This window comes from Demetria terragena DSM 11295, assembly GCF_000376825.1.
GTDB lineage: Bacteria > Actinomycetota > Actinomycetes > Actinomycetales > Dermatophilaceae > Demetria > Demetria terragena.
Genome location: NZ_AQXW01000004.1, coordinates 1677946 through 1701031 on the forward strand (window position 1 = coordinate 1677946; position 23086 = coordinate 1701031).

The following is a 23086-nucleotide window of genomic DNA, read 5'->3' on the forward strand; positions in this document are numbered from 1 at the left end:
CTCGTCAGCGGACTCGGCATGAAAGACCACTCGGAACCGACCTTCCGCTGAATCTCCCAGTGAAGTTCCCCAAGCAAGCCGAGCCCCCAGGAATAAGGAGCATTCTGAGGCGGCACAGCCGTGCCCGGGTGACCTTCAGTGTCAGAGCGCAGAGACAGTGCGTCATCCACGAGCGCGAGGCTCGCAGAGTAGTCGACATCAAGGATCCGGCCAACCTCAAGAAGCCAAACTCAAGAATAGGCGGCTACGCGGCGCAGGCCTCGATCTCCTGCTCCAGCAGCCGGTTCCGGCGCCGCAAAATCACGAAGTTCAGAAGACCCTTCACGGGTCATGCCGGGCCGGGCACCGTCTTCGACGTCGGCCTGGTGCGTCCAGTTCGTCAGGCAGGACTCGGAGATCCCGAAGTCCGTCGCGATCTGGGAGACCTTCTGGCCCGGTTCACGATTCCGTGCGACACGGACAGCGTCGTCACGGAACTCTTGAGGGTAGGAGCGGGCGTGATGCACATCCTTCCCTGCGACCCTCTCCAGCGCCACAGATCATGTGACACCTTTCCGCGCATCAGCCCCGTGCGACAGTCGCCCGCCCCGCTATTCACGCCGCTGAAGCCAGATCGCCCCGCTACATGCTGCCACCGCACGAGCACGCCGGCCTGGGAACCGTCGTCAACAGCAGTGGGAAATCGCTCCTGCAAAGTCACGCATCCGCGCAGGTCAGAGCACTTGTGTCGCCAGCCCGCCAGTGAAAAACCCCGGTTTTCCCGGGGTTTTTTGCTGTTCTGGGGCGGGCCGCGTACGCACCCCGCCAGCCCGTTGAGTCGGCGTGTCGTGCTAGTGCCACGCCCCTGGGACTAGCACGACACGCCGACTCAGCGCGCGCTCGGGCGCAAGCGGTCCCGCGTGGCGTGGGATGAATCAGTTTGACTGAACTCGGCACCCTGAGCGCACTGGTTGGTCATCATCAGATGATGCATGGGACAGAATCACAATCGTTCCGCCTCTGGTGTCGGCGGAGTTGGCCTAACGTCAGTGTCGCCGGGGAGATCTACCACCAGGACCAGATCCGAGAAATACTTGGCGCCGGACTGAACAACAGCCAGGAGTACACGGGCACCGCCCTACTGGTGCCGGAGCCGACCAATTCCCACGACCCGTTCGCGGTCCAGGTCCTGGTCGAAGGGCACCGTATCGGCTACCTACCGGCTGAGCTGGCGAGCGTGTACCAGCCGGTCCTTGCCAGGATCGTCGGCGAGGGCCTGACGCCGACGACGGACTGTCGCATATGGGCATGGGAACGCGACGAGTGGACCGGCACCGACCGCCGCGGACGTGACGTCTACGAGGCCTCGATTCACGCAGACGCATCGGTATGCCTCGATTCCCCATGCCTGCTGGTTCCCGTCAACACCGCCCCGGGCGAGCCTCATCGGATGCTCCCCGACGGGTCGGCGATTCAGGTACGCGGTGAGGAGAAGCACCTCGAGGTCCTGGCGCCCCTCGTGGGTGACGATGGTGAAGCGTGGGCACACGTCACGCTTGAGGCGAAACCAGATGCGACCAAGCCCACTCTGGAGATCTCCATAGATGGGGCAACTATCGGTGAGCTCACGCCCACGATGAGCGCTAAGTTCCTCCCTGCTGTCGAGCACCTCGCCACCGAGGGGGAACTCACTGCTGCCAAGGCACTGCTTCGCGGCAACAGCGTCAAGGTTGAGGCGACGCTCTATGCGGCCAAGGCGCACGAGTTGCCGCCCGCTTGGTTCAGCACGACGCCGAGCCCCGCCCCAGACACATCATCGAGCCCAACGCTGACGACGGGCCACGCCAGATATCGGTCTGAGGAACTGCTTGGCTCGACCGCGGAAACCTTCGAAGTGCCACCGAAACCCACGGCGATTCGCTTCAACGCGCCACCCGGGTGGCCAGCTCCACCAGGAATGTGGGAGCCCTGGTCCGGCTGGCGACCACAGTCCGACTGGCCAGTTCCACCCAAGGACTGGCAATTCTGGGTCCCAGACACAACCTGACGCGCAGGTTTGGGGCGAGGGGTCGTGCTGCGCTACGCGCAGTAGTGTCAAACGCGGCGAGGCGCCACTGGGTGCTCCGATACGTTGGTCCTGTGGACAGCCGGAGACTCGCAGTGCGGAGGGCCATGGAATGGCAACAGCGTCAGCTCTCGGTGCGACACTTGCCACCGGCGTCCTCACGACAGCGACTGCGCTCTACGTCGGATGGAACCCACACCGCCGCACCAAGCAGGCTCTCGATCTTCGACAGTCCCTGAGCGGCCACCCCGATGAACACCTTCGCGAACGCTGGGATTTGCACTGCGCGGATCTGATGCGGCGCGAACTCCGCCGCATTGGACTCTTCTCTCGGGCAGTCCGCGGAGCCCTGTTGTGGCTCGGCGCACTCCTTGCGGTCGGCGCGGTCGGCGCCGCGCTGGCATTCACCACGCCCACCGCGCCCTCGCAGGATGCGACCGCGGCCTTAGCGTGGCTATTTGTCTTGGGCTATTTTTCGATCATCACGTTTGTACTCCGTGCAGGGATACCAACTCCCGGCGCCGAGTGGGAAGACCTTCGGCGACGCGCCCTCAGGCGTGCGGTACGTCGGAAACGAGCCAAGAAGTGGCCCGCCGGGTTGGGTCGTGCGTTCCTTACCGTCGAGGACATGCTCAACAAATCTTGGTGGAGACGACATTGGCGACAGCGGAGAGCAACGCAACTATGCGACCTTCGAATTCAGCTTCGAGAGCTTTCCGGGGCATCTACGCCGACCACCGCCAGCGAACGGGACAAGCAGGGCAGCCCGTGACCCGCGCTTGAGGGACGGACCGTAGTTCCTCGACGCCCTGGGAAATCTAGACGGAACCGGTGGGAACTCGCCGGAGAAGTCTGGATAGCCGCAGGTCAGGACTTTGTGTCGCCAGCCTGCCAGTGAGATACCCCGGTTTTCCCGGGGTTTTTTGCTGTTCTGGGGCGGGCCGCGTACGCACCCCGCCAGCCCGTTGAGTCGGCGTGTCGTGCTAGTGCCACGCCCCTGGGACTAGCAGGACACGCCGACTCAACGCGCGCTCGGGCGCAAGCAGGCCCTCAAGACCGGGCTCAGCCGGCGACAGAAGCGCGCTCCACCTGTCGCTGAATGAGGCGCACCACCCGTTCCGGGTCGTCCACCATCGGCACGTGGCCGCATCCCGGCCACCGTTCGACCGTCGCGCTCGGGAGAGCCCGGGCCGCGCGGTCGGCTTGCCGTGGAATCAGGAGGCGGTCGTCAGTTCCCCAGACGATCGTGACGGGAGTCGGAATGTCGCGTCCGACATGGGTTTTCGAGGCGCGGATCAGCAGGGGCCAGAACCCGGACGACTGACGCAAGTTCAGGCTGTCTTTGTAGGCATCCTCGGGCGTCTGGCGGCGTGGATCCGAGTAGAGCGCTCGGAACGCCACGGCCCGAAGACCAGGTCGCTGGGAGACCGCCGACAGGACGCGGCGCGGTGCCATGGAGGCCAACTTCAAGGCCAGAAGTTGCGGCATGGCGATGCCCAGCAGTTCCCGCTGTGTGCCGAACCCGGCGGGCGAGATTGCGGTCGCACTGACCACCGCGGCCCGGCGAGCCAACTCCAGCGCGAGGAAGCCGCCGAGTGAGTTGCCCACGACGTGCGGCCGGTCGACCTCCAGCTCGTCGAAGAGTTCCTCGAGCTGGTCAGCAATGCTGTCCAAGTTGTACGTATGTGGCGCCGTTGGCGCTGATGAACCCCCGTGGCCGGGCAGATCGACGACCACCACATCGCAATGCTCGCTCAGCATTGCGGGGACCTTGCCCCATGCGTTCCCGTGGTGGCCAAGGCCGTGAATCAGGACAACAGGCTCGCCCTGACCGGTTCGTGTGTAGTTAATCGCGCTCATGGTAACGCGACCGTAACAACTGGAACGGGTTCATGGCGAGTATCGGGTTCAACTCCTTCCCGAGCGCAAGAAATGTGGGGCCGCCGCGGACCACGCCGCACAATGCAGGCATGACCGCGTGGGTGCTGCATGTCGACATGGACCAGTTTCTTGCTGCCGTCGAGATGTTGCGACGCCCTGAACTCATCGGCACACCGGTCGTGGTCGGCGGGCGGGGTGACCCGACCGAGCGCGCGGTCGTGTCGACGGCTTCGTACGAAGCGCGCGAGTTCGGCGTCCGGTCGGGAATGCCACTCAAGATCGCGGTACGCAAGTGCCCTGAGGCGACCTTCCTTCCCGTGGATTTTCCGGTCTACGAAGCGGCCTCTGCGCAGGTGATGGCTACGTTGCGGGACTTTCCCGGCGCGACGATTCAACCGCTGGGGTGGGACGAAGCGTTCGTAGGAATCGACACCGACGACCCGCGAGCCAGCGCAGTCGCCATTCAGCGCGCGGTGCACGCTGCCACTCAACTCGACTGCTCGGTTGGTATCGGCGACACCACCATTCGGGCGAAGAACGCGACCGACTTCGGCAAGCCGCGCGGAACCTTCCGGCTCACCAAGGACAACTGGCTGGATGTCCTGGGAGACCGTCCAACTCAAGATCTCTGGGGTATCGGCAAGCGCATCTCAGAACGCTTGGCATCATTGGAGATTCGCACAGTTCACGATCTTGCCGCCGCGCCTGAGGAGGTGCTGGCCGCAGAGTTTGGGCCTCGCACAGGACCGCATATTGGGAACCTCGGTCGTGGATTTGGGCCCAACATCGTCGATGACACACCGTGGGTCGCGCGTGCGCACGGCCACGAGACGACCTACCAGGAGAACCTGGCCACCCCACAGCAGGTCCAGGACGCATTGCGGGTCCTAGCTCAACTGGTCGTTGCCGATCTCCAGCGCGAAGAGCGCCCATGCCAGCGGATCCATCTCAAGGTGCGGTTCGCGCCCTTCTTCACCGTGACCAAGGTCCGCAAGCTTCCCGAACCGACGTACGACCTCGATGTCATCACCGACACCGCTGAGGCGCTCTACCGCTCGCTCGAGGATGCTCGGCCCGTGCGGTTGCTCGGTGTCCGAGGCGAGATGGTGCCGCCCCCTGGTGGCTATTAAACATCGTCGACTTCCGTTATCATCGGTAGATGCCGATGATAAGTGAGTCCTCCGAGACCGAGCTTGCGGAGTCGATCAGCCCCGCCGCGCTCTTCCGTGCACTGGGTGACCCCGGGCGCCTCACCCTGTTGCGGCACCTACTTCTGAGCGAACACAACGTGCGGGAGCTCACCGAGCATCTTGGGCTCGCCCAGTCGACGGTGTCTGGTCACCTGGCCTGCTTGCGCGACTGCGGCCTGATCACTTCCCGCCCCATCGGACGCTCCTCGGCCTATGCGGTCACCGAACCCACGCTCGTTGCGGCCCTCTTGAAGGAAGCCGACCGCCTTCTCGGCGCTACCGACGACATGGTGGTCGAATGCCCCACGGCCAGCGGCGGGCATAAGCGCCATCGCTGCCGTACCCGCGGGTCTTGCCGGATCTGCCCACACACGGCTATGGCGCATTCCTGATGGGTGCCGGACACAGTCATGGGCATGGGCATGCCGGCGCTCGCCATCGGTGGCGGCTTGCGGCCGCCTTCGGCTTGGTGGCGACCTTCTTTGTCATCGAACTCGTCGTCGCGATGACCTCCGGGTCCCTCGCACTCCTTTCCGACGCTGGCCACATGGCCGCTGACGTCGTTGCGCTGGGCGCGGCGTTGATGGCTACCCGCATCGCGACCCGACCCGACAACACCGGGCGACGGACGTACGGCTCCTACCGCGCCGAGATCTTTGCGTCTGGCTTTACGGTGCTGCTCATGATCGGCCTGGCGATCTATGTCGCCATCGAGACCTTGCGGCGCCTGGGCGACACACCCGAGGTGGCCGCCGGCCCCATGCTGGTGGTGGGAGCACTCGGCCTGCTGATCAACCTCATCAGTCTGAGCCTGCTGCGCGCGGGAGCCAGCGAGAGCCTCAACGTCAAGGGCGCCTACTTCGAGGTCATCGCCGACACCGTGGGCTCGCTGGGAGTCATCGCCGCAGGCATCCTCGTGAGCCTCACCGGGAGCTCCTGGTGGGATACCGCGATTGCTCTCGGGATCTCGCTCTTCATCGCGATTCGGGCGGTCATCCTCGGTCGCGAGGTGCTGGCCGTTCTCGGCCAGCACGCCCCGCCTGGAATCGACCCTGATGACGTCGCTCAACGCCTCAGCGAGGTCGAGGGGGTATCCGACGTCCACGACCTGCACGTGTGGGCGTTGACATCCGGGATGAATGTGGCGACCTGCCACCTCATGACCGACCCGCAGACATCCAGTGGCGATGTATTGATCCGCGCCCGCGAAACGCTTCGCTCCGATTTTCATATCGAGCACGCCACATTGCAGGTCGAACGCAGCGCGTCGGAGTGCGACGAGATTACCTGGTAGATCACCGCATCTGCGGTATAGGGTGCGCAACTATGACGCAATTGCGGATTCCACAAGCAGCCAGCCTGTTAGGCGTGAGTGATGACACGATGCGCCGCTGGTGCGACTCCGGCAAGGTCGAAGCGACCACCGATAGCAACGGCCGCAAGGTCGTGGCGGGGGTCGAACTGGCCCGAGTCGCCCAGGAAGTCGCTCGCGGAGGTGGCCACGACGATCCCGCGCCGTCCTCCGCCCGCAACAGGTTCACCGGTCTTGTGACCGACGTACGCCGCGACACCGTGATGGCTCAGGTCGAGCTGCAGTGCGGGCCGTTTCGCGTCGTATCACTCATGAGCCGAGAGGCCGCGGACGAGCTCGAACTCCAACCGGGGTCGCTGGCCACCGCAACAGTCAAGTCAACCAATGTCATCGTGGAGGTCCCCGCATGAAGCGAATGAAGTGTTTTGCAGCAGCAAGCGTGACTGCTATCGCGCTCGCCGGGTGCGGTGGCAGCGAGAACGAGCCATCGACTGAGTCCTCCGCCGCACCTGACTCGGCCGCCGCCATTTCGGGCAAGATCACCGTCTTTGCAGCAGCGTCACTGAAGGAGTCCTTCACAACCCTGGAGAAGGACTTCGAGAAGTCCAACCCGGACGCCGACATCGTCTTCAGCTTTGGTCCTAGTAGCGGCCTGGCTACCCAAATCACTCAGGGTGCACCAGCCGATGTCTTCGCCTCGGCCGCCCCCAAGAACATGGAGCAGGTGACCTCTGGGGGCGACGCCAAAGGCCCGAAAACCTTCGCCACGAACCAGATGGCCATCGTGACGCCGCCCGACAACCCGGGCAAGATCACCTCGTTGTCTGATCTGGCGAAGGCCGACGTCAAGACGGCAATATGCCAGCCTCAGGTGCCGTGCGGAGGGGTCGCCGCCGAGGTTTTCAAGAAGTCCAAAGTCAGGGTGAAACCGGCGACCGAAGAGGTCGACGTCAAGGCGGTGCTCACCAAGGTTCAACTTGGTGAGGTGGACGCTGGAATGGTCTACGTCACCGATTCCAAGGCGGCCCGTTCCAAGGTCAAGACGATTGACCTCACCAAGTCCCAGAACGCCTCGACCCAGTACCCGATTGTGCAGTTGACGAAGGCGCCAAACGCCGCGGGTGCCAAGGCCTTCATCGACCTGGTGCTCTCCGACAAGGGCCAACAGGTTCTCGCCAAGGCGGGCTTCTCCGCACCTTCATGACGCGAAAACCACCCACCGCCGGGCGCCCGCCGTGGGCGCTCGGCGTCCCGGCTGCGATCGCGGCCTGCTTCCTGCTGATCCCCCTAGCGGGATTGCTGGTACGCGCGCCATGGACCGACATGCCGCGACTGCTGACCACTGCCGCGGTCCTGGACGCGCTTCGCCTGTCGCTGGTCAGCGCCACCTGCGCCACGGTGCTGTCGCTGATCTTCGGCGTACCCCTCGCCTGGGTCTTGGCTCGGGCACGAGCCCGCGGCCTCACCTTGCTGCGCGCCTTGGTCACCCTCCCCATGGTCATGCCACCGGTTGTGGGCGGTATCGCGCTCCTGCTCGCCTTCGGGCGGGAGGGCCTGATTGGACGCTGGCTGGATGCTTGGTTCGGTCTCACGATCCCGTTCACCACGACAGCGGTGATTCTGGCTGAGACGTTCGTGGCGATGCCATTCCTGATCGTCAGTGTCGAAGGCGCCTTGCGCTCGGCCGGTCAGGAACTCGAGGAAGCCGCCGCCACTCTCGGCGCCTCGCGGGTACGCACCGCGCGCCTGGTCACCCTCCCCGCAGTCCTTCCCGCTCTAGTGGCCGGATCGGTGTTGTGCTGGGCGCGTGCTCTTGGCGAGTTCGGCGCCACCATCACGTTCGCGGGCAACCTTCCGGGTAAGACCCAGACGATGCCGCTGGCGGCATACCTCGAGATGCAGCGCGATCCAGAGGCAGCGGTTGCCGTATCCCTGGTCCTGCTCGCGGTCAGCATCATCGTGCTGGTCGGCCTGCGTGACCGCTGGTGGCCTAGTGGGGCAACCCGATGAACGCCACGTCACTGCGGGGAACGGCAGCAGCGGGCGGATTCGCCATGGACTTGGACCTCATCCTCCAACCGGGCGAAGTCGTCGCAGTCCTCGGTCCCAACGGCGCGGGTAAGACCACCCTGCTTCGCAGTCTTGCAGGGCTAAATCCATTGCAGTCAGGTCAAATTCGCATCAGTGATCGAATTGTGGACGACGCTGACGCCGGAGTTTTCGTCCCACCAGATCAACGACAGGTCGGGCTGGTCTTCCAGAACTACCGGCTCTTTCCGCATCTCGACGTTCGCGACAACGTCGGTTTCTCTACGCGTGCTCGGGGCGGGTCCCGGTCTGCTGCGCGAGCCAGTGCGGAGCCATGGATCGCGCGCCTCGGGCTCAGTGACCTGGCTGACCGCCGACCGCGACAACTCTCTGGCGGGCAGTCGCAGCGAGTGGTGATCGCCCGAGCTCTGGCTTCCGACCCAGAGTTATTGCTCCTGGACGAGCCACTGGCCGCACTCGATCACCGCACCCGTACGGACGTGCGGGCTGCGTTGCGCGACCACCTCAGCGCCTTCGCCGGACCCGTCCTCATCGTGACGCATGACCCCATCGATGCCATGGTGCTGGCGGATCGCTTGATCGTCATTGAAGGCGGTCACATCGTCCAGGACGGCCCACCAGCCGAAGTCGCACGTCGGCCCCTGACGGGCTACGTCGCCCGACTAGTCGGGTTGAACCTGTATGAAGGCCAACAAAATTCGGCTACCCCGTCGATCCAACTCACCGGCGGTGGCGAGTTGCACGCCACCGCGGGCGACGAGCCGATTCCTGATGGCCCCGTCATGGTGACGGTGCGCCCCACCGCCATCAGCCTGCACCGCGAGCACCCGGGGCCGGGCAGTCCGCGCAATGTCTGGCCAGGGCAGATTGACGGCATCGAGACCCTGGGCGATCGGGTCCGACTCTCGGTGAGCGGTGCGCCGCCCGCAGTCGTCGATCTCACCCCAGATGCCGTGGTTGACCTTGATCTGCGGATCGGCCGAGACGTCTGGCTCAGCGCCAAAGCCACCGAAGTACTGGCCTACCCAGCGCGCTGACGGCAGACTGGGCGCGTGAACCTTCCCACGCCTGATGACGTCGCCGCAGCCGCCGACCGGATCAGGGGTGTCGCGCACCGCACTCCGGTGATGACTTCCACCCGCCTCAACGAACTGCTGGGGGTTGAGGTCTTTCTCAAGTGTGAGAACTTCCAGCGGATGGGCGCGTTCAAGTTTCGGGGGGCATACAACGCGCTCTCCCAGTTCGACCAGACTCAGCGCGAATCCGGGGTTGTCGCGTTCTCCTCTGGGAACCACGCCCAAGCGATCGCCCTCTCTGCGCGCATCCTCGGCATTCGCGCAACGATCGTGATGCCCACCGACGCGCCCGTGATCAAGCGACAGGCGACTGAGGGCTACGGCGCGCGCGTGGTCACATACGACCGGGCGGCCGAAGACCGCGAGGCAATCGGCCTGGCACTGGCGGAGAACGAGGGCGCCACCCTCATCCCGCCGTTCAACCACCCAGACATCGTTGCGGGACAAGGCACTGCGGCGCTCGAACTATTCCAAGACGTGGCCGACCTTGACTCCGTGCTCGCGCCAATGGGTGGTGGTGGACTCGTCACCGGCACCTGCCTGGCCGCGCAGTCCGCGGCACCCGTGACGCAGGTTTTCGGAGTGGAACCCGCGGCAGGCGACGACGCCAAGCGCTCGCTCGACGCCGGCCGCATCATCCAGATCCCCACTCCTTCAACCATCGCCGACGGCGCGCAGACTCAGGCCATGGGAGAAGTGACCTTCGCCCTTGCGAAGCAATACATCGCTGGTATCGAAACGGCGACCGATGACGAACTGGTCACCCAGATGGCCTACCTCGCCAGCACCCTGAAGATCATGGTCGAGCCCACCGGATGCCTGGGTCTCGCGGCTCTCGCACGCAAGCCGGAGGCATACGGCAAGCGCATCGGCATCATCTTGAGCGGCGGCAATGTCGACATGGCCAGGTTCGTCGAGTTGGTGGGCCAGACCGCCTGACGGGCCACGATCAGCGGCGTACGTTGGTGACCATGACCGAACGCGCTGTGACTGTGACGCACCAAGGCTCCGTCGCTCGGGTGACGTTGACCAATCCAAAACGTCGAAACTCGCTGTCGGAGAGCACTCTTCGACAACTCAAGAACGCCCTGGACGAGGTCGCCGCCTCCGGGGCCACCGGTGTCGTGCTTCAGGCAGAGGGCCCCGTTTTCTCCGCGGGGCACGATTTCGGTGACGTCGCGGCTCGCGACATGGTCGGCGTACGTGACCTGCTCGCGCTGTGCCAATCCGTAATGGAACGCATGCACTCGATGCCTCAGGTGGTCGTGGCCAGGGTCCACGCGCTGGCAACCGCGGCCGGATGCCAACTGGTCGCCTCAGCAGACCTAGCGGTTGCGGCAGAATCGGCCGGTTTCGCGCTCCCGGGAGGCAAGGGTGGGTGGTTCTGCCATACGCCCGCCGTGCCAGTAGCCCGCGCCATCGGCCGCAAACGCCTCATGGAGATGGCCCTCACCGGCGATGTCATCGACGCGTCGACCGCGCTCGACTGGGGTTTGATCAACCAGGTCGTGCCCGATGCCGATCTCGACGCCGCTGTCGATGAACTTCTCGCGCGCGCCACTCGAGGCAGCAACGCGTCCAAGGCGTGGGGCAAACGCGTGCTGTATGCCCAGCTCGACCATCCCGAAAGCGATGCCTACGCCATGGCCGCCGAAGCGATGGCCGCCGCGTCACAATCTGCCGGTGCACGCGAAGGCATGACCGCATTTCTAGAGAAGCGCCATCCAGAGTGGACGGACTAGTGGCCGGCCGGCCGAGTAGCAACGCAGCGCTGTCGTGTCGCTGACTCTCGCTCCCGTCGCCCCCGACGACTTCCCCGCGTGGCTTGCCATGCTCCGCGATCGATTGACCGGATTGATTGCCGTGAGCGCGGTCGGTCGGGTCCCGGAGGAGGCCGCCGAGGCGCTGGAGCGGGCCTTACCCACCCAGCCCGACACTGGTCTGCTCTGGGTTCAGCGAGGCGACCAACGCGTCGGACACGCGTGGGTGGCCGACAGTGCCGGCGTGACAACCGTGCGCGACATTCGGTTGGACGACCTGCAGGACGCGGACGAGCTTCGCGCCCTTCTTGTGACACGCGCTCAGGCGGCCGATTCGACTGCCCTTGAGGCACATTGGACGGCGGATGACCCGTCGCACGCAGCATTCATCAACGATGCGCGCTTCGAGGCGGCCTCGACCAACATGGCGTTGCCGCTGACCGAGTTGCCAATGGCTCCGGACGTCACACTGCGGCCTATGACAGTCAACGAGTACGCCGACTGGTGGGCCGTCGACCACGAGGAATACATCGCCACGCGGGTACGCAACGGTGAGTCGCCAGAGGTCGCGCGGCGTACAGCCGACGAGCAGAGCGCCCAGATGCTCCCGGACGGTCAGCACACCCACGGACACTCGTTCTCGGTAGCCGAAGTTGCCGGTGACCGAGTCGGCATACTGTGGCTCGACCTGCGCGCGGCGTACGCCTTCGTCTTCCAGGTCGAGGTCGAGGCGTCCGCACGGGGTCGCGGCTACGGGCGGGTCATCATGAATGCTGCCGCTCACACCGCCCACCGCGCAGGTAAGCAGGGCATTGCCCTGAACGTCTTCGGCGACAACGTCATCGCCCGCCGCCTCTACGACAGCCTCGGCTATCAACCGATCCAAGGCGGCGTACGCATGGTGCTATGACTCAGACGTGATCTCGCTGACCTGCATCACCGGCTGGACGTCGGTGTAGTTCGCGATGTCGGCGAGCACCTCTTTGGCGACTGGCCCAAAACCGGAATTCCAGGCTTCGACGCTGTCGGCCACGAACCAGCAGGAGGCCACGAACGGCGCCTCGCCCCGGCCGCCGTCGCTCAGCCCGCGCTCAACGCCCCATGAGCGAACCGCCTCGCCTACCTGCTCCGCGACCCAGGGCACGTGCCGGTTCCGGTAGTAGTCGTGGTCGAACCGCGCGCCCTCGGCGCGGGGGTACAAAACGCTGACCTTGATCACGCGAACTCCTTTTGCTGATGGTGTTCGCCAGCGTACGCACCGACATTGCTTAGGCTGCGTCTATGTCGGCGTACTTCGTTCCACTGGGCCCCCTCACCTTCCGACCTACGGAACTCACTCAGGGGGCCTGGCGCGATGACGAGCAACATGTCTCGATCGTGTGCGGGCTGGTCGGCCATGTGCTGGAGCAACACGTGCCACGCCCCGAAATGGCATACAGCCGCATCACTTTCGAGATCTTCGGCCAAGTGTTGCGTGAGGACATGACCTTCGAGGTCGCCACCATTCGCCCCGGGCGAACCATCGAACTGGTGGAAGTCACCGGCACCTGCGGCGAGCGCACCATCCTGCGGGTACGCGCCTGGCGGCTAGTCACCTCTGACACCTCATCGGTCGAAGGAGTCGAACTCCCGGCGATGCCGGCCCGCAGCGCGACAGAGCCCCGCGATGTCGCAGCCGAATGGGGTGGGAAGTTCTTGAAAACTATTGAGTGGCAAGCTATTCCAGGTGGGCGCGATGGGCGCCGCCAGGTCTGGGTTCACACCGCGGTTGACCTTGTCGAGGGCGTTCAGGCTGGCCCGCTTGCCCGCTTCCTGTCACTCATCGACATTGCCAACGGCATCGCAACTCGGCAACGCCCGGGAACGATGATGTTTCCCAACGTCGAACTCACCGTGCACCTGTTGCGCGAGCCCGTGACAGAGAACGGTTGGGTCGGCCTCGACACCTCAGTCACGTTTGGCGACTCGGGAATCGGCATCACTCATACCGTCCTCAACGACAGTCTTGGGCCGGTCGGTATGGCGACCCAGAGCCTGACGTTGCGCCTGTGATTTGAATTCGCAGGCGCTGCGGTTCGCTGCGGTGCCAGGTCATGACACCGCAGCGAACCGCTAGCAACGATGCAGCGAAGTGACGTCAGTTCTCCATCCGGCGACGTGCGAGCAGGTATGCGCCACCGAGCAGGGTGACCGACCCGGCGACCCCGATGAGCGTGGCGCCGTTGCTCCCGTCGCCCGTCAAACCCGTCTCCACGGGAGGACCTGAAACGGTGCCGCTGGGGTCGCCCGGCGAGCCCGTGCCCGTGGGGTCACCCGGCGAGCCCGTCGTCGTGCCGGTGGGCGACGGTCCATCCGCAGCCACGACCTTGACGGGAAACAGCACCGTCGTCCCGGTTTCGGTCAGTCGCACCTTGACGAGAGCGTTTCGACTCGGCCCCGTCGCGGTCAGATCAACCTTCAGCTCGCCGTCCCGCGTCGGATAGGGCGGAGCATCCAGACGCACGGCCTTCGCCCCGATCTCACCGGAGTAGGGGCCATCGTCCACCCAGGCCAATCCTTGGGTGTTTTCATTAGGGTCAGTCGTGGACATGTTGAAGCCTGTGAGGGTGAAGCTGAACTCCTCGCCCGCCTTGACCTCAGTGGGCTGGTCGGTCACGGCCACGGCGTGCTTTTCGTACGGCGGCCTGATCGGGCTGTTCTCCTTGATCCACTCCACGAACAATGACTGGTCGATCAACCCGGAGTCGCGGGTATTCGTGCCTTCACCAAAGGTGGTGAAGTTGTCGCCACCGTCGAGCAGGAACGAGTTCGAGGCGATCGTGTAGGTCGCCTTCTCGTCCAGTTCCTTGCCGTCGACCATCACCGTGGTGATGCGTTTGCCATCCCCAGCATTCGGGTCATAGGTGTAGGTGACGTTCTCGGACAGGCCGAGTTTGAGGAACGGGCGCGATGAACCCTCTGGCTGCCACTGCTCCTCCAGCACCTGCTTGATCTGGGCTCCCGTCAGATCCTTGGTGACGATCGTGTTGTTGAACGGCATGATCGTTGCGGCATCGGCGTAGGTGATGGCCTCGTCGTTTCCACCGAGGTCAGCCCGCACGCCGCCCGGGTTCATCACGCCGATATCTACGCCGCCAGGGCGACCGGGCTTGTTGATGGACTCGACATAACTCTGGGCGATCAGATTCGACAGCCTCGACTCCCGCATCCGGTTGTCGGGAGTGCCGTCGTCATTGAGTGCCCTAGTGATCGGCGCGGTCTTTGTGCCGATCTTCTCCTTGCCAATCTGTTCGGCACGCTTGTTTGCGGTGTCGACGATCTTGGCAGTGGCGGTGTAGCGCGGGTCTGCCTTACATGCCTCGGTTGGCTCAGTCACCTCGCGATTCGTCATCGAATACTGCGTGACCTCGTCGCGGGCCGGGTCATATCCGAGGGTCAGTTGGCCAAGGTGACTGGCGTAAAAATCAGTTTGAATCACCGGACGAGTTCCCGTGCTCGCCGGCCCATCCCACGCGTACTTCTGGTGAGTGTGCCCCGTGAAGATCGCGGCCACCTTCGGCGACGTCTCCGTCACGATGCTCTTGAACTGAGCGTTGGAGGACACCTGGCTCTCAAGGGAGGACTCCCCGCTCGGTGCGCCCTCGTGATATTCGGCGACGAGTACGTCGGCCTCACCATTCGCGGGATCACCATCGGTCAGGTCAGTCGCGACTCGATTGACCGCTGCCACCGGGTCGCCGAACTCCAGCCCTTTAATGCCGTCTTTAGCGACCAGTGAAGGCACCTCACGTGTGACCGCACCGATCACGCCGATCCGGACGCCGTTTTGCTCGACCACCTTGTATCCGGGGAGCACCGGGTCGGTCGTGCCCGCGCGATAGACATTCGCCCCGACGTACGTCCAGTCGGCCCGGTCCTGTACCCGGCCCTTGAGGTCACTCAGTCCGCCGTCGAACTCGTGGTTGCCGACTGCGGAGACCTTGAGGTCAAGGCTATTGAGATAATCGATCGCCGGCTCATCATCTTGTGAGGCTGACTCAAAAGGTGTCCCGCCGACGTTGTCTCCGGCGGACAAGAACGTGGTGCCTGGAACCTCGCGCTGCACCGTGGTCACGGCGCACGCAAAGTCTTTGGTGAAGTGTCCGTGGAAATCGTTGGTGTTGACCAGACTGAGCTGGGTCAACGCCGGGTCGATCGGCTGATCCCCCACGTTGGTGGCTGCGTGCGCTGGGGCGACCATCAGGGCGCTCAGGGCAAGCGATCCGCCGCAGGCAGCGAACTTCCGGGCTCGATTCATCGTGTCCTCTTTCGTGACAGAAGCCGGATCGACTCCACAGCGAGCCAGGATGCCGTTCTTCGGGTCCTCATGGGGCCGGATTCGCAGAATTGCTCACCTTTCGTCCGGGAGAATCGCGACCCCCGAAGTCTGCACTCGCAGGTTGAGCCGGCTTCCAGCCGCGGGGAGAGTCGAACCCATGTCGCCTACGGCATCAACCTCTGAACCCGAGTCCAGCCGCACCCGCAGCCGAATGACGTCGGCTCCCTGCGCTGCCGAGACGACCGTGGCGCCATGTCCTCCGCTGGGATCCCAGCGCAACGCTTGTGGCCGCAACGCCAAGCGCTCGGCCCGCTCATCGATGGCTCGCGCCTCCGCTCCGCTCAACACCGAGGTGTATCCCAAGAACTCCGCTGTCTGAGCCGACTCAGGCATCCGCCACACGTCAGCGGTCGGGCCTTCTTGCACGATGCGGCCAGAGCTCATGACGGCCACCCGGTCGGCCAGTGTGAACGCCTCGTCGTGGTCGTGCGTGACGACCACGGCGGTGGTTCCCGACTCGATCAGGATGCGCCGCAGGTCCGACCCGAGCCGGTCCCGCAGCGACCGATCAAGGGCAGACAGCGGCTCATCCAGCAACAAGACACGAGGGGAGGCTGCGAGCGCCCGCGCCAGCGCAACCCGTTGTTGTTGGCCGCCGGAAAGCGTTGCTGGTCGTCGTGATTCAAATCCGCCGAGACCAACGATCTCGAGCAGTTCGGCCACCTTTGCGCTGACCTCCTGGCGGGGGACTCGCTGCCGGCGCAGTGCGTACGCGACATTCCCTGCCACGTCGTGGTGCGTGAAGAGTTGGGCGTCTTGAAACATCAAACCCACGCGACGGCGGTGGGTCGGAACCGTGGTGACGTCGGCATCCCCTATTCGCACCGTTCCCTGCTCGGGAGCCTGCAGACCTGCGATGACGCGCAGCAAGGTGGACTTCCCGCACCCGGAGGGACCCAGGACGGCTGTGACGCGCCCCGCCTGCACGGACAACGACACATCGTCAACGGCCGCGAGATCCTCGAATCGGACCGTGACGTGCTCGACCGCCAGTCCTGTCTCAACGGCTCGATTCGTCAATCTGGTTTCAGCCATCTAGAAGCTCCCAAGAGATCCGACGCGAAGGCGCTCCACCAGGCCCATGATGGTGACCGTCACAAGCGCCAACACCACGGAGGCCGCGAGCGCCATCCCGAAATTGTCGCCGCCTGGTCGGCCGATCAGCGTGTAGATCACGACGGGCACGGTGGGCCGGTCGGGTCGCGCCAGGAAGGCGGTCGCGCCGAACTCGCCCAACGAGATCGCCATCGCGAACCCGGTCGCCGCCAGAAGCGGTCGCCACAGGACAGGCAGGTTGACCGAGCACCAGGCCCGAACCGGCCCCGCGCCAAGGGTGCTGGCGGCCTCTCGGGGACGGGGATCCAACGAGCGCAGCACTGGGGTGAGCGTGCGGACAACGAGGGGAAGGGCGACGATCGCCTGCGCTATCGGGATAAGGACCGGTGAGCTTCGCAAGTCGAGGGGCGGGCGATCAAGGGTCACCAGAAAGCCGAATCCGACTGTCACTGCGGAGATTCCGAGCGGAACCATGAACGCCGAGTCCAAGAGGGCCAACCCGCGACGTGATCGTCGAGTTCGACCCCGGCGGGACACCACGATTGAGACGAGTACGCCCAGGATCATCGCGAGAACCGTGGCATCCAGTGCCGTACGCCACGAGTTGGCCATGGCCTCGGTCACCGGAACGATCAGCGCATCGGTGGCATCTGGTGTCGCCAGATGACCATAGTTCTCCAGCGACCACCGCCCCTCGACACGCAACGACCGGACCACCAAGGTGCCAATGGGCACCAAGATGAAGGCCATCGCGAGGGCGGTGATAGCCACGGGTACGGCGTCGCCACGCGTGGTTGCGCGCCCTCCGGAGGTTTGGCCCGAGCGTGGGACGGCTCGCTCCCGACGAGCACGCATCGCCTCGGTGACGGCTAGTAGCGCCAGGACAGCAACCAGTTGAAGCAGGCTGAGCATGGCGGCGGCCTGCAGGTCAAGGAAGTTGGCCGTGAGCAGATAAATCTCGGTCTCAATCGTGCTGTAGCGCAGCCCACCGAGCGTCAGGACGATGCCGAATGCGGTTGAGCAGAAGAGGAATACAACACTCGCCGCGCTCAGAACGGCGGGAGCGAGCGAGGGAAGCGTGACCGTCCGAAAGACCTGCCAGGGTCCGGCGCCCAGGGACGCCGCAGCATCCTCGACCCGCGGATCCAGGCTCTCCCACATCCCGCCGACGGTGCGCACCACGACCGCGAGGTTGAAGAAGATCATCGCGAGCAGAATGGCGATCCACGACCCGTCGATTCCTAGGAAACCCAACGGCCCTGACGGGCTCAACAGGGTGCGAAAGGCCACTCCGACCACCACGGTGGGCAACACGAACGGCATCACGACGACCGCACGCAACAGCCGCCGCCCCGGAACGGCTAGCCGGTGCAAGACGTAGGCCATCGGCAGCCCGATCAGCACGGTGACCACCGTGGCCAGGGCCGCCATCCACACCGTGAACCACAGCACGCGATGCACGCGGGGACGGGTGAACACCTCAAGCGCCTCGCCCACGGCCCAAGCACCCTCTGGTCGCAGGCCTTTGAGGAGCATCCCGGTCACCGGCAGCACGAAAAAGACCGCCAGGAAGGCGAGCGGGATCAGTGCCGCGAAGGCGAAAGCGACCCGGCCCCCCAACGCCGGTCGACCCCCCAACGCCCGTCGACCCCCCAACGCCGGTCGAGCTTGTCGAGCTTGTCGAGACCCCGCCCGTCGAGCCCACGTCACTGGGAGGTGATCTCCTGCCACGACCGAAGCCACGCTGTCCGGTTCTGATCAATCTTCTGCGGGGACACGGTGATCGGCTTGCTCGACTGTTTCGCGAAGTTCGCCCAGTCCTTCGGCAAGGTGATCTGGTCGTTGACCGGGAAGACGTACATGTTCTCCGGCAGCGACTCTTGGAAGGTCTTGCCACTCATCCAGTCGATGAGCGCTTTGGCACCCTTGACGTTCTGTGCCCCCTTGAGGATTCCGGCGTACTCCACCTGCCGGAAGCAGGTGTCGAGGAGCGCCCTGCTGGAGGTCTTGCCGTTCTTGACGGTAAAGGCCGGCGAGGTGTCGTAGGACCAGACGATGGGCCGGTTGCCCTTCCCGTCACCTTGACTGAAGTCGACGTTGTAGGCGTCTTCCCAGCCGCTGGTGATCTTGACGCCATTGGCGACCAACTTCTTCCAATATCCCTGCCACCCCGACTCGCCGTACGCGCCCACCGTGGCCAACAGCATCGCCAGACCAGGCGAACTCGTCGGCGCCCCGGGCACGACCGTGAGGTTCTTGTACTTGGCCTTCGTCAGGTCACCCAGAGTTTTCGGCGGCGCAATGTTCTTCTTCGCGAACCAGGTGGTGTCGATGTTGACGCAGGTGCTCGCGTGGTCGATGGGCGTGAGTTCCTTGGCCCCCTTGCCCTCGATCAAGAACTCCTTAGCGCTGGGTGCCATGGCGGGCGAGGCGTACGGCGTCAGCACGTCCTTGCCAGCGACCCGGGTGGCGTAGGTGTTGTCGATGCCGAAGGCCACATCGCCGAGCGGCTTCTTCTTCGTGAGGACCAACTTGTTGGCGACTTCACCGCCATCGCCACTCTTGGAAACCTTGACCCGATAGCCAGACTTCTTCTCGAATGCCTGCAGCAGTTTCTTGGGAACGCTGAACGAGTTGTGGGTGACCAGCGTGACGGTCTTGGTGCCGCCTGCGGTTTCCGGGCCGTCCGTGGGGTCCGACTCACTGCCGCTGACCGAGCAACCCGTCAGGACGAGCGCGGTCGTCACCGCAATCGCGAACGTCTGCCTCATGATCGTGCGTCCTCTCGGTGAGAGGGGTCTCGCTCAGGCCGTGGTCTGACCCGAACGAGGAGATGCTCGACTTCCTCCACCGGTGCTAGCCGGGTCAGGTTCGAGGGTCTGCGGCGGACCGCACTCTCAGCGCGTGGAGCGCTCCCCTGTCGTGTGCCTCGACGGTACACCGCAGACTGTGAAAGTCTCGACCCCAACTGGTGAACTGGCCGATGCGCAGGCACGGCCCTCGAACGAAAGGCGGACGATGGGCGACGCAGTGTGGAAGGTCATGGCAATTGCCGCAGGCCTGGTCGGAGCGAAGGCCGCCAAGAAGGCCATCGACTCCACCTGGAACGCGGCAACCGGCAACGGCCCGCCGACCAATCCGGCCGACCCGGACATCTCATGGAAGGAAGCGGTGGGCTTCGCGATTGTTTCCGGTGCCATCGCCGGGGTAGCCCGGACGATCGCCCAGAAGCAGGCGGCCGACTTCTACATCAAGTCCGCTGGAAAGCCGCCTAAGGCGCTGCAGGCGGACTCCCTCAAGGGCGAGGCCAAGGTCAAGTAGGCCGTGCGAGACTCGCTGGCCTGGCGATCCGCCGCCGAGTTGCTCGCCGAGTTCTCCTCCGGCACCAGCACGCCGGTCCAGGCTCATCAGGCGGTTCAGGAGCAGATCGCTGAGCGCGAATCTGAGCTCAACGCACTGTGGCACCAGGATGCCCCTGAGCGGGTTCTGGCCTGCGCGCAGGAAAGCGCACGGCGGTGGGAGCAAGGTACGCCGCGCGGGGCGCTGGACGGCGTACCCGTCACGGTGAAAGAAAATGTGGCCCGCGCTGGCATCCCGATGCCTGCTGGTTGCGCCGGTGTCACACCGACAATCCCCGACCGCAACGCGCCCATCGTGGAACGCATCGAGGCAGCGGGCGGGATCATCATCGGCTCGACCGTGATGCCCGACTGGGGAATGCTGTCGTCCGGAGTTTCCTCGCTGCATGGCATCACGCGCAGTCCGCTGAATCCGGCCTGGACGACGGGCGGTTCGAGTTCGGGGGCTGGCGCCGCCACCGCGGGTGGTTATGGCCCGCTGCATGTGGGCAGCGATATCGGTGGTTCGATCAGGCTCCCAGGGACGTGGCTTGGCATACCGACGTTGAAGCCGACGTCCGGGCTCGTTGCCCTGGACACTCCCTATCCCGGTCGGTGCGCCGGTCCGATGGCTCGCACGGTCGACGACCTGTCCTTGCTGCTGTCGGTCATCGGACAGCACGACGCCCGCGACTGGACCTCCTCCGGTGGGCCGCGTTCGGCTCCCGGGTGGGACGGCATCGACGGCCTGCGGGTCGGGCTCCTGCAGGACGCCGGATGCGGCCCGGAATCTGATGCAGAAGTGCGCGCGGTCGTCGATCGTGCCGCGGCGACTCTGACCGCGGCGGGCGCACGCGTCGAACCTGTCGACTCGTGGATGACTCCCGACCTGCTGGCTCGCCTGGACACCTTTTGGCGGGTGCGGTCCTATGTCGATTACGCGGCCCTGACCCGCGATCAGCAGGCCAAGGTCCTCCCGTTCATCGCGCGCTGGGTCACCGCGGCGCAGGACGTTTCTGGTGCGCGCCTCATGGAATGCCATCGCGCCATGGATGAGATCGCCAAGGCGACGACGAAGGCGACCGCGGCGTACGACATCCTGCTGTCCCCGGTCGCCCCCATGGCTGCCTTTCCCGCGGAATGGCCTATGCCGTGGGGAGATTCGGACGAAGGCATGGCCCACATCGGCTTCACGGTGCCTTTCAATATGTCCGGGCAGCCCGCCGCAACCGTGAACGGTGGATTCACCGGCGATGGTCGGCCCGTTGGCATCCAAATAGCCGGACAACGATTCGCCGATGAGGCCATCCTGAAGATCGCTCGCTGGTTCGAGTCAGGGTCCTGATCCGCCGGGACTCTCTCAGGCCCCGACCGCAGTCACGTCGGTCACGATGATCGCTGCCCGTGGCTTGCGGCCCGGCAGCCGCTCCATCACCGGCTCGACCAGGTTCATGGCCCGATACCACCAGCCGTACTTCGCGCCGATCGCCTTCTTCACGCGCATGATCGCGGCCGCATCGCGGTGCACGCTCGCGCTGCCGGTGAAAGTCGGCGCACCCGGAACGACGTTTCCGCGGACATCGCACGGTCGCAACTCCACTCGCGCCGTATGCGCCAACCGTTTGGTCTTCCCCGTCTGATCGACGCTGATGATCAGAAGGTCTCCCGCGTCAGAGGCGATCCAGACCGGCGAGGGAACCGCGATTCCGTTGCGGCGGAAAGTGGTCAGCTGAACGTACTGTTGCTGGCCGATCAGCGCGGAGTTGTCATGCATAGGGTGTCCCGTCTGGAGGGGCGAAGGACCCAAAGCGGGCGTGACGCCGACATTACCGCGCGGCCCGCGGCTGAGCCTCGGCATAACCGTTGAGCGTGCGGCGTTGGCCCGTGCGTGCAGGCATACGACTCTGTGGTCATTGGCGCCGGGCAGGCGGGGCTGTCGGCGTCCTTTCACCTTCGGCGGCTCGGCGTCGACCATGTCGTGCTCGACGCCGATCAAGGGCCTGGCGGTGCCTGGCAACACCGCTGGGATTCGCTCACGATGGATGACGTTCACGGGGTCGCCGACCTGCCCGAGGCCCCTGCACCCGCCCGCGGTACGGAGCGGGCGAACGTCGCGATCCCGGACTGGTTCGGTTCATACGAGCGCCGCTTTGAGCTTCCGGTCGTGCGCCCCGTACGGGTCGAGCAGGTAACCCGAGAGGACGGCTTACTCGTCGTCCATGCTGGGACCGACGTGTGGCATACCCGAACCCTCATCAATGCGACTGGGACGTGGAGCCGGCCGTTCGTGCCGCGTTATCCCGGCGCCGAGACCTTCAGCGGTGAGCAGTTTCATACCGCGCGTTATCCCGGCGCTGAGCACTTCCGCGACAAGCGGGTGCTCGTGGTGGGAGGAGGTGCCTCGGCGGTGCAATTCCTCGGCGAGGTCCGCCCCGTCACCGAGACCATCTGGGTGACCCGTCAGGAACCGATCTGGCGAGATGAAATCTCCGAGTTCGACGGCCGGGCGGTCATTCGCGCCGTGCAGGAACGCGTCTGCGCGGGGCTCCCCCCGCGGTCCGTGTCCAGCGTGACGGGTATCGGCCTGCGCCCACAGGAGCGCCGAGCGCAAGAGCTTGGCGCCTATCACCGGCGTCCAATGTTTGAGCGGATCGAGCCGGACGGGGTCGTCTGGGCCGACGGCTCGCGCGAACACGTTGACGCCATCCTCTGGGCCACCGGATTCCGCGCTGCGCTGGGTCATCTGCGCCCGTTGCACCTGCTCACTCCGCAGGGCGGGGTGCGGTTGGTTCCGAGCAGCCAGGACGTCCAAACCGCGACGGCCGTGGTCGAAGACCCCCGGGTGCATTTGGTCGGGTACGGTCCGTCCGCGAGCACGATTGGCGGCAACCGGGCGGGGCGCGCCGCTGCCGTAGCCGTACGCCAGTTGCTGTCCCCTACCAGCGGCGGCTCGCAACCGCCGAATATTCTGGTGGATTGCACAATTCCCTAGAGCGGAGGCA

The 23086-nt window shown here is 65.0% G+C and carries 24 protein-coding genes and 1 riboswitch; of the genes, 16 read left to right on the forward strand and 8 right to left on the reverse strand.

Annotated elements, in window-relative coordinates:
• Positions 1–230: 230 nt before the first annotated feature.
• Complete coding sequence (locus F562_RS21380) at positions 231–536, reverse strand: transposase (RefSeq protein WP_211206456.1); 306 nt, start codon at positions 534–536, stop codon at positions 231–233.
• 431 nt (positions 537–967) lie between these two features.
• Between F562_RS21380 and F562_RS20260 the strand changes: the two genes are divergently transcribed.
• Together F562_RS20260 and F562_RS0112375 are read left to right on the forward strand one after the other, a co-directional pair.
• Entirely contained in the window at positions 968–2026 is a 1059-nt protein-coding gene (locus F562_RS20260) for an HIRAN domain-containing protein (RefSeq protein WP_169333386.1), read from the forward strand.
• Between the two features lie 130 nt (positions 2027–2156).
• Complete coding sequence (locus F562_RS0112375) at positions 2157–2816, forward strand: hypothetical protein (RefSeq protein WP_018157279.1); 660 nt, start codon at positions 2157–2159, stop codon at positions 2814–2816.
• Positions 2817–3106: 290 nt separating this feature from the next.
• Here F562_RS0112375 and F562_RS19070 read toward each other — a convergent pair whose 3' ends face one another.
• Positions 3107–3904 carry an alpha/beta fold hydrolase gene (locus tag F562_RS19070; RefSeq protein WP_018157280.1) on the reverse strand — a complete coding sequence of 266 codons (798 nt, stop codon included), beginning with the start codon at positions 3902–3904 and terminating at the stop codon, positions 3107–3109.
• Positions 3905–4014: 110 nt separating this feature from the next.
• Between F562_RS19070 and F562_RS0112385 the strand changes: the two genes are divergently transcribed.
• Genes F562_RS0112385 through F562_RS20265 form a run of 10 tightly spaced genes read left to right on the forward strand, consistent with a single transcriptional unit; the run spans position 4015 to position 12222 of the window.
• Positions 4015–5055 carry a DNA polymerase IV gene (locus F562_RS0112385; RefSeq protein ID WP_018157281.1) on the forward strand — a complete coding sequence of 347 codons (1041 nt, stop codon included), beginning with the start codon at positions 4015–4017 and terminating at the stop codon, positions 5053–5055.
• 35 nt (positions 5056–5090) lie between these two features.
• Entirely contained in the window at positions 5091–5507 is a 417-nt protein-coding gene (locus F562_RS19075; RefSeq protein WP_018157282.1) for an ArsR/SmtB family transcription factor, read from the forward strand.
• Positions 5507–6409: a cation diffusion facilitator family transporter gene (locus F562_RS0112395; RefSeq protein ID WP_018157283.1), complete on the forward strand. Its 903-nt coding sequence runs from the start codon at positions 5507–5509 to the stop codon at positions 6407–6409. The genes F562_RS19075 and F562_RS0112395 overlap by 1 nt, the downstream gene beginning before the upstream one ends.
• Positions 6410–6441: 32 nt before the next feature.
• On the forward strand, positions 6442–6837 hold the full coding sequence (locus tag F562_RS0112400; protein WP_026181243.1) for a TOBE domain-containing protein: 396 nt from the start codon (positions 6442–6444) through the stop codon (positions 6835–6837).
• Positions 6834–7631, forward strand: coding sequence for a molybdate ABC transporter substrate-binding protein (gene modA / locus F562_RS0112405; protein ID WP_018157285.1), 798 nt, complete (start codon positions 6834–6836; stop codon positions 7629–7631). The genes F562_RS0112400 and modA overlap by 4 nt, the downstream gene beginning before the upstream one ends.
• Positions 7628–8437 carry an ABC transporter permease gene (locus tag F562_RS19080; RefSeq protein ID WP_018157286.1) on the forward strand — a complete coding sequence of 270 codons (810 nt, stop codon included), beginning with the start codon at positions 7628–7630 and terminating at the stop codon, positions 8435–8437. The genes modA and F562_RS19080 overlap by 4 nt, the downstream gene beginning before the upstream one ends.
• Positions 8434–9513: an ABC transporter ATP-binding protein gene (locus tag F562_RS0112415; RefSeq protein ID WP_018157287.1), complete on the forward strand. Its 1080-nt coding sequence runs from the start codon at positions 8434–8436 to the stop codon at positions 9511–9513. The genes F562_RS19080 and F562_RS0112415 overlap by 4 nt, the downstream gene beginning before the upstream one ends.
• A gap of 15 nt (positions 9514–9528) precedes the next feature.
• Positions 9529–10491: a threo-3-hydroxy-L-aspartate ammonia-lyase gene (locus F562_RS0112420; protein ID WP_018157288.1), complete on the forward strand. Its 963-nt coding sequence runs from the start codon at positions 9529–9531 to the stop codon at positions 10489–10491.
• A gap of 32 nt (positions 10492–10523) precedes the next feature.
• Complete coding sequence (locus tag F562_RS0112425; protein ID WP_018157289.1) at positions 10524–11294, forward strand: enoyl-CoA hydratase-related protein; 771 nt, start codon at positions 10524–10526, stop codon at positions 11292–11294.
• 34 nt (positions 11295–11328) lie between these two features.
• The gene (locus F562_RS20265) at positions 11329–12222 is read left to right on the forward strand and encodes a GNAT family N-acetyltransferase (RefSeq protein ID WP_018157290.1); all 894 of its coding nucleotides are present in this window, start codon (positions 11329–11331) and stop codon (positions 12220–12222) included.
• On the opposite strand, the gene F562_RS0112435 is transcribed toward F562_RS20265, so the two are convergent.
• Positions 12217–12531: an EthD family reductase gene (locus F562_RS0112435; RefSeq protein ID WP_018157291.1), complete on the reverse strand. Its 315-nt coding sequence runs from the start codon at positions 12529–12531 to the stop codon at positions 12217–12219. The genes F562_RS20265 and F562_RS0112435 overlap by 6 nt on opposite strands.
• A 62-nt stretch (positions 12532–12593) precedes the next feature.
• Between F562_RS0112435 and F562_RS0112440 the strand changes: the two genes are divergently transcribed.
• Entirely contained in the window at positions 12594–13364 is a 771-nt protein-coding gene (locus F562_RS0112440; protein WP_018157292.1) for a thioesterase family protein, read from the forward strand.
• Positions 13365–13449: 85 nt separating this feature from the next.
• Here F562_RS0112440 and F562_RS0112445 read toward each other — a convergent pair whose 3' ends face one another.
• From F562_RS0112445 to F562_RS0112460, 4 genes are all read right to left on the reverse strand, one after another.
• Entirely contained in the window at positions 13450–15609 is a 2160-nt protein-coding gene (locus F562_RS0112445; RefSeq protein WP_018157293.1) for a bifunctional metallophosphatase/5'-nucleotidase, read from the reverse strand.
• Positions 15610–15702: 93 nt separating this feature from the next.
• Entirely contained in the window at positions 15703–16725 is a 1023-nt protein-coding gene (locus F562_RS21385) for an ABC transporter ATP-binding protein (RefSeq protein WP_018157294.1), read from the reverse strand.
• Positions 16726–18366, reverse strand: a complete 1641-nt coding sequence (locus tag F562_RS0112455) for an ABC transporter permease (RefSeq protein ID WP_018157295.1) — start codon at positions 18364–18366, stop codon at positions 16726–16728.
• An 86-nt stretch (positions 18367–18452) separates the two neighbouring features.
• Positions 18453–19517, reverse strand: coding sequence for a thiamine ABC transporter substrate-binding protein (locus F562_RS0112460; RefSeq protein WP_018157296.1), 1065 nt, complete (start codon positions 19515–19517; stop codon positions 18453–18455).
• 54 nt (positions 19518–19571) lie between these two features.
• Positions 19572–19675, reverse strand: a riboswitch (TPP riboswitch).
• Positions 19676–19764: 89 nt separating this feature from the next.
• Here F562_RS0112460 and F562_RS0112465 point away from each other — a divergent pair.
• Positions 19765–20067 carry a DUF4235 domain-containing protein gene (locus F562_RS0112465; RefSeq protein ID WP_018157297.1) on the forward strand — a complete coding sequence of 101 codons (303 nt, stop codon included), beginning with the start codon at positions 19765–19767 and terminating at the stop codon, positions 20065–20067.
• A 3-nt stretch (positions 20068–20070) separates the two neighbouring features.
• A complete protein-coding gene (locus F562_RS0112470; protein WP_018157298.1) occupies positions 20071–21429 on the forward strand; it encodes an amidase in 1359 nt (452 codons plus the stop codon).
• Between the two features lie 15 nt (positions 21430–21444).
• Here the strand turns inward: F562_RS0112470 and F562_RS0112475 are convergent, their stop codons facing one another.
• Positions 21445–21858, reverse strand: coding sequence for a PPOX class F420-dependent oxidoreductase (locus F562_RS0112475; RefSeq protein ID WP_018157299.1), 414 nt, complete (start codon positions 21856–21858; stop codon positions 21445–21447).
• A gap of 114 nt (positions 21859–21972) precedes the next feature.
• Between F562_RS0112475 and F562_RS0112480 the strand changes: the two genes are divergently transcribed.
• The gene (locus F562_RS0112480; protein ID WP_018157300.1) at positions 21973–23076 is read left to right on the forward strand and encodes an NAD(P)-binding domain-containing protein; all 1104 of its coding nucleotides are present in this window, start codon (positions 21973–21975) and stop codon (positions 23074–23076) included.
• The last annotated feature ends 10 nt before the right edge of the window (positions 23077–23086 follow it).

Bases quoted from the DNA above. Each gene is read 5' to 3' on its own strand.
- F562_RS20260 (WP_169333386.1), top strand. From the start codon at position 968: ATGCATGGGACAGAATCACAATCGTTCCGCCTCTGGTGTCGGCGGAGT.
- F562_RS0112375 (WP_018157279.1), top strand. From the start codon at position 2,157: ATGGCAACAGCGTCAGCTCTCGGTGCGACACTTGCCACCGGCGTCCTC.
- F562_RS19070 (WP_018157280.1), bottom strand. From the start codon at position 3,904: ATGAGCGCGATTAACTACACACGAACCGGTCAGGGCGAGCCTGTTGTC.
- F562_RS0112385 (WP_018157281.1), top strand. From the start codon at position 4,015: ATGACCGCGTGGGTGCTGCATGTCGACATGGACCAGTTTCTTGCTGCC.
- F562_RS19075 (WP_018157282.1), top strand. From the start codon at position 5,091: ATGATAAGTGAGTCCTCCGAGACCGAGCTTGCGGAGTCGATCAGCCCC.
- F562_RS0112395 (WP_018157283.1), top strand. From the start codon at position 5,507: ATGGGTGCCGGACACAGTCATGGGCATGGGCATGCCGGCGCTCGCCAT.
- F562_RS0112400 (WP_026181243.1), top strand. From the start codon at position 6,442: ATGACGCAATTGCGGATTCCACAAGCAGCCAGCCTGTTAGGCGTGAGT.
- modA (WP_018157285.1), top strand. From the start codon at position 6,834: ATGAAGCGAATGAAGTGTTTTGCAGCAGCAAGCGTGACTGCTATCGCG.
- F562_RS19080 (WP_018157286.1), top strand. From the start codon at position 7,628: ATGACGCGAAAACCACCCACCGCCGGGCGCCCGCCGTGGGCGCTCGGC.
- F562_RS0112415 (WP_018157287.1), top strand. From the start codon at position 8,434: ATGAACGCCACGTCACTGCGGGGAACGGCAGCAGCGGGCGGATTCGCC.
- F562_RS0112425 (WP_018157289.1), top strand. From the start codon at position 10,524: ATGACCGAACGCGCTGTGACTGTGACGCACCAAGGCTCCGTCGCTCGG.
- F562_RS0112440 (WP_018157292.1), top strand. From the start codon at position 12,594: ATGTCGGCGTACTTCGTTCCACTGGGCCCCCTCACCTTCCGACCTACG.
- F562_RS0112445 (WP_018157293.1), bottom strand. From the start codon at position 15,609: ATGAATCGAGCCCGGAAGTTCGCTGCCTGCGGCGGATCGCTTGCCCTG.
- F562_RS21385 (WP_018157294.1), bottom strand. From the start codon at position 16,725: ATGGCTGAAACCAGATTGACGAATCGAGCCGTTGAGACAGGACTGGCG.
- F562_RS0112460 (WP_018157296.1), bottom strand. From the start codon at position 19,517: ATGAGGCAGACGTTCGCGATTGCGGTGACGACCGCGCTCGTCCTGACG.
- F562_RS0112465 (WP_018157297.1), top strand. From the start codon at position 19,765: ATGGGCGACGCAGTGTGGAAGGTCATGGCAATTGCCGCAGGCCTGGTC.
- F562_RS0112475 (WP_018157299.1), bottom strand. From the start codon at position 21,858: ATGCATGACAACTCCGCGCTGATCGGCCAGCAACAGTACGTTCAGCTG.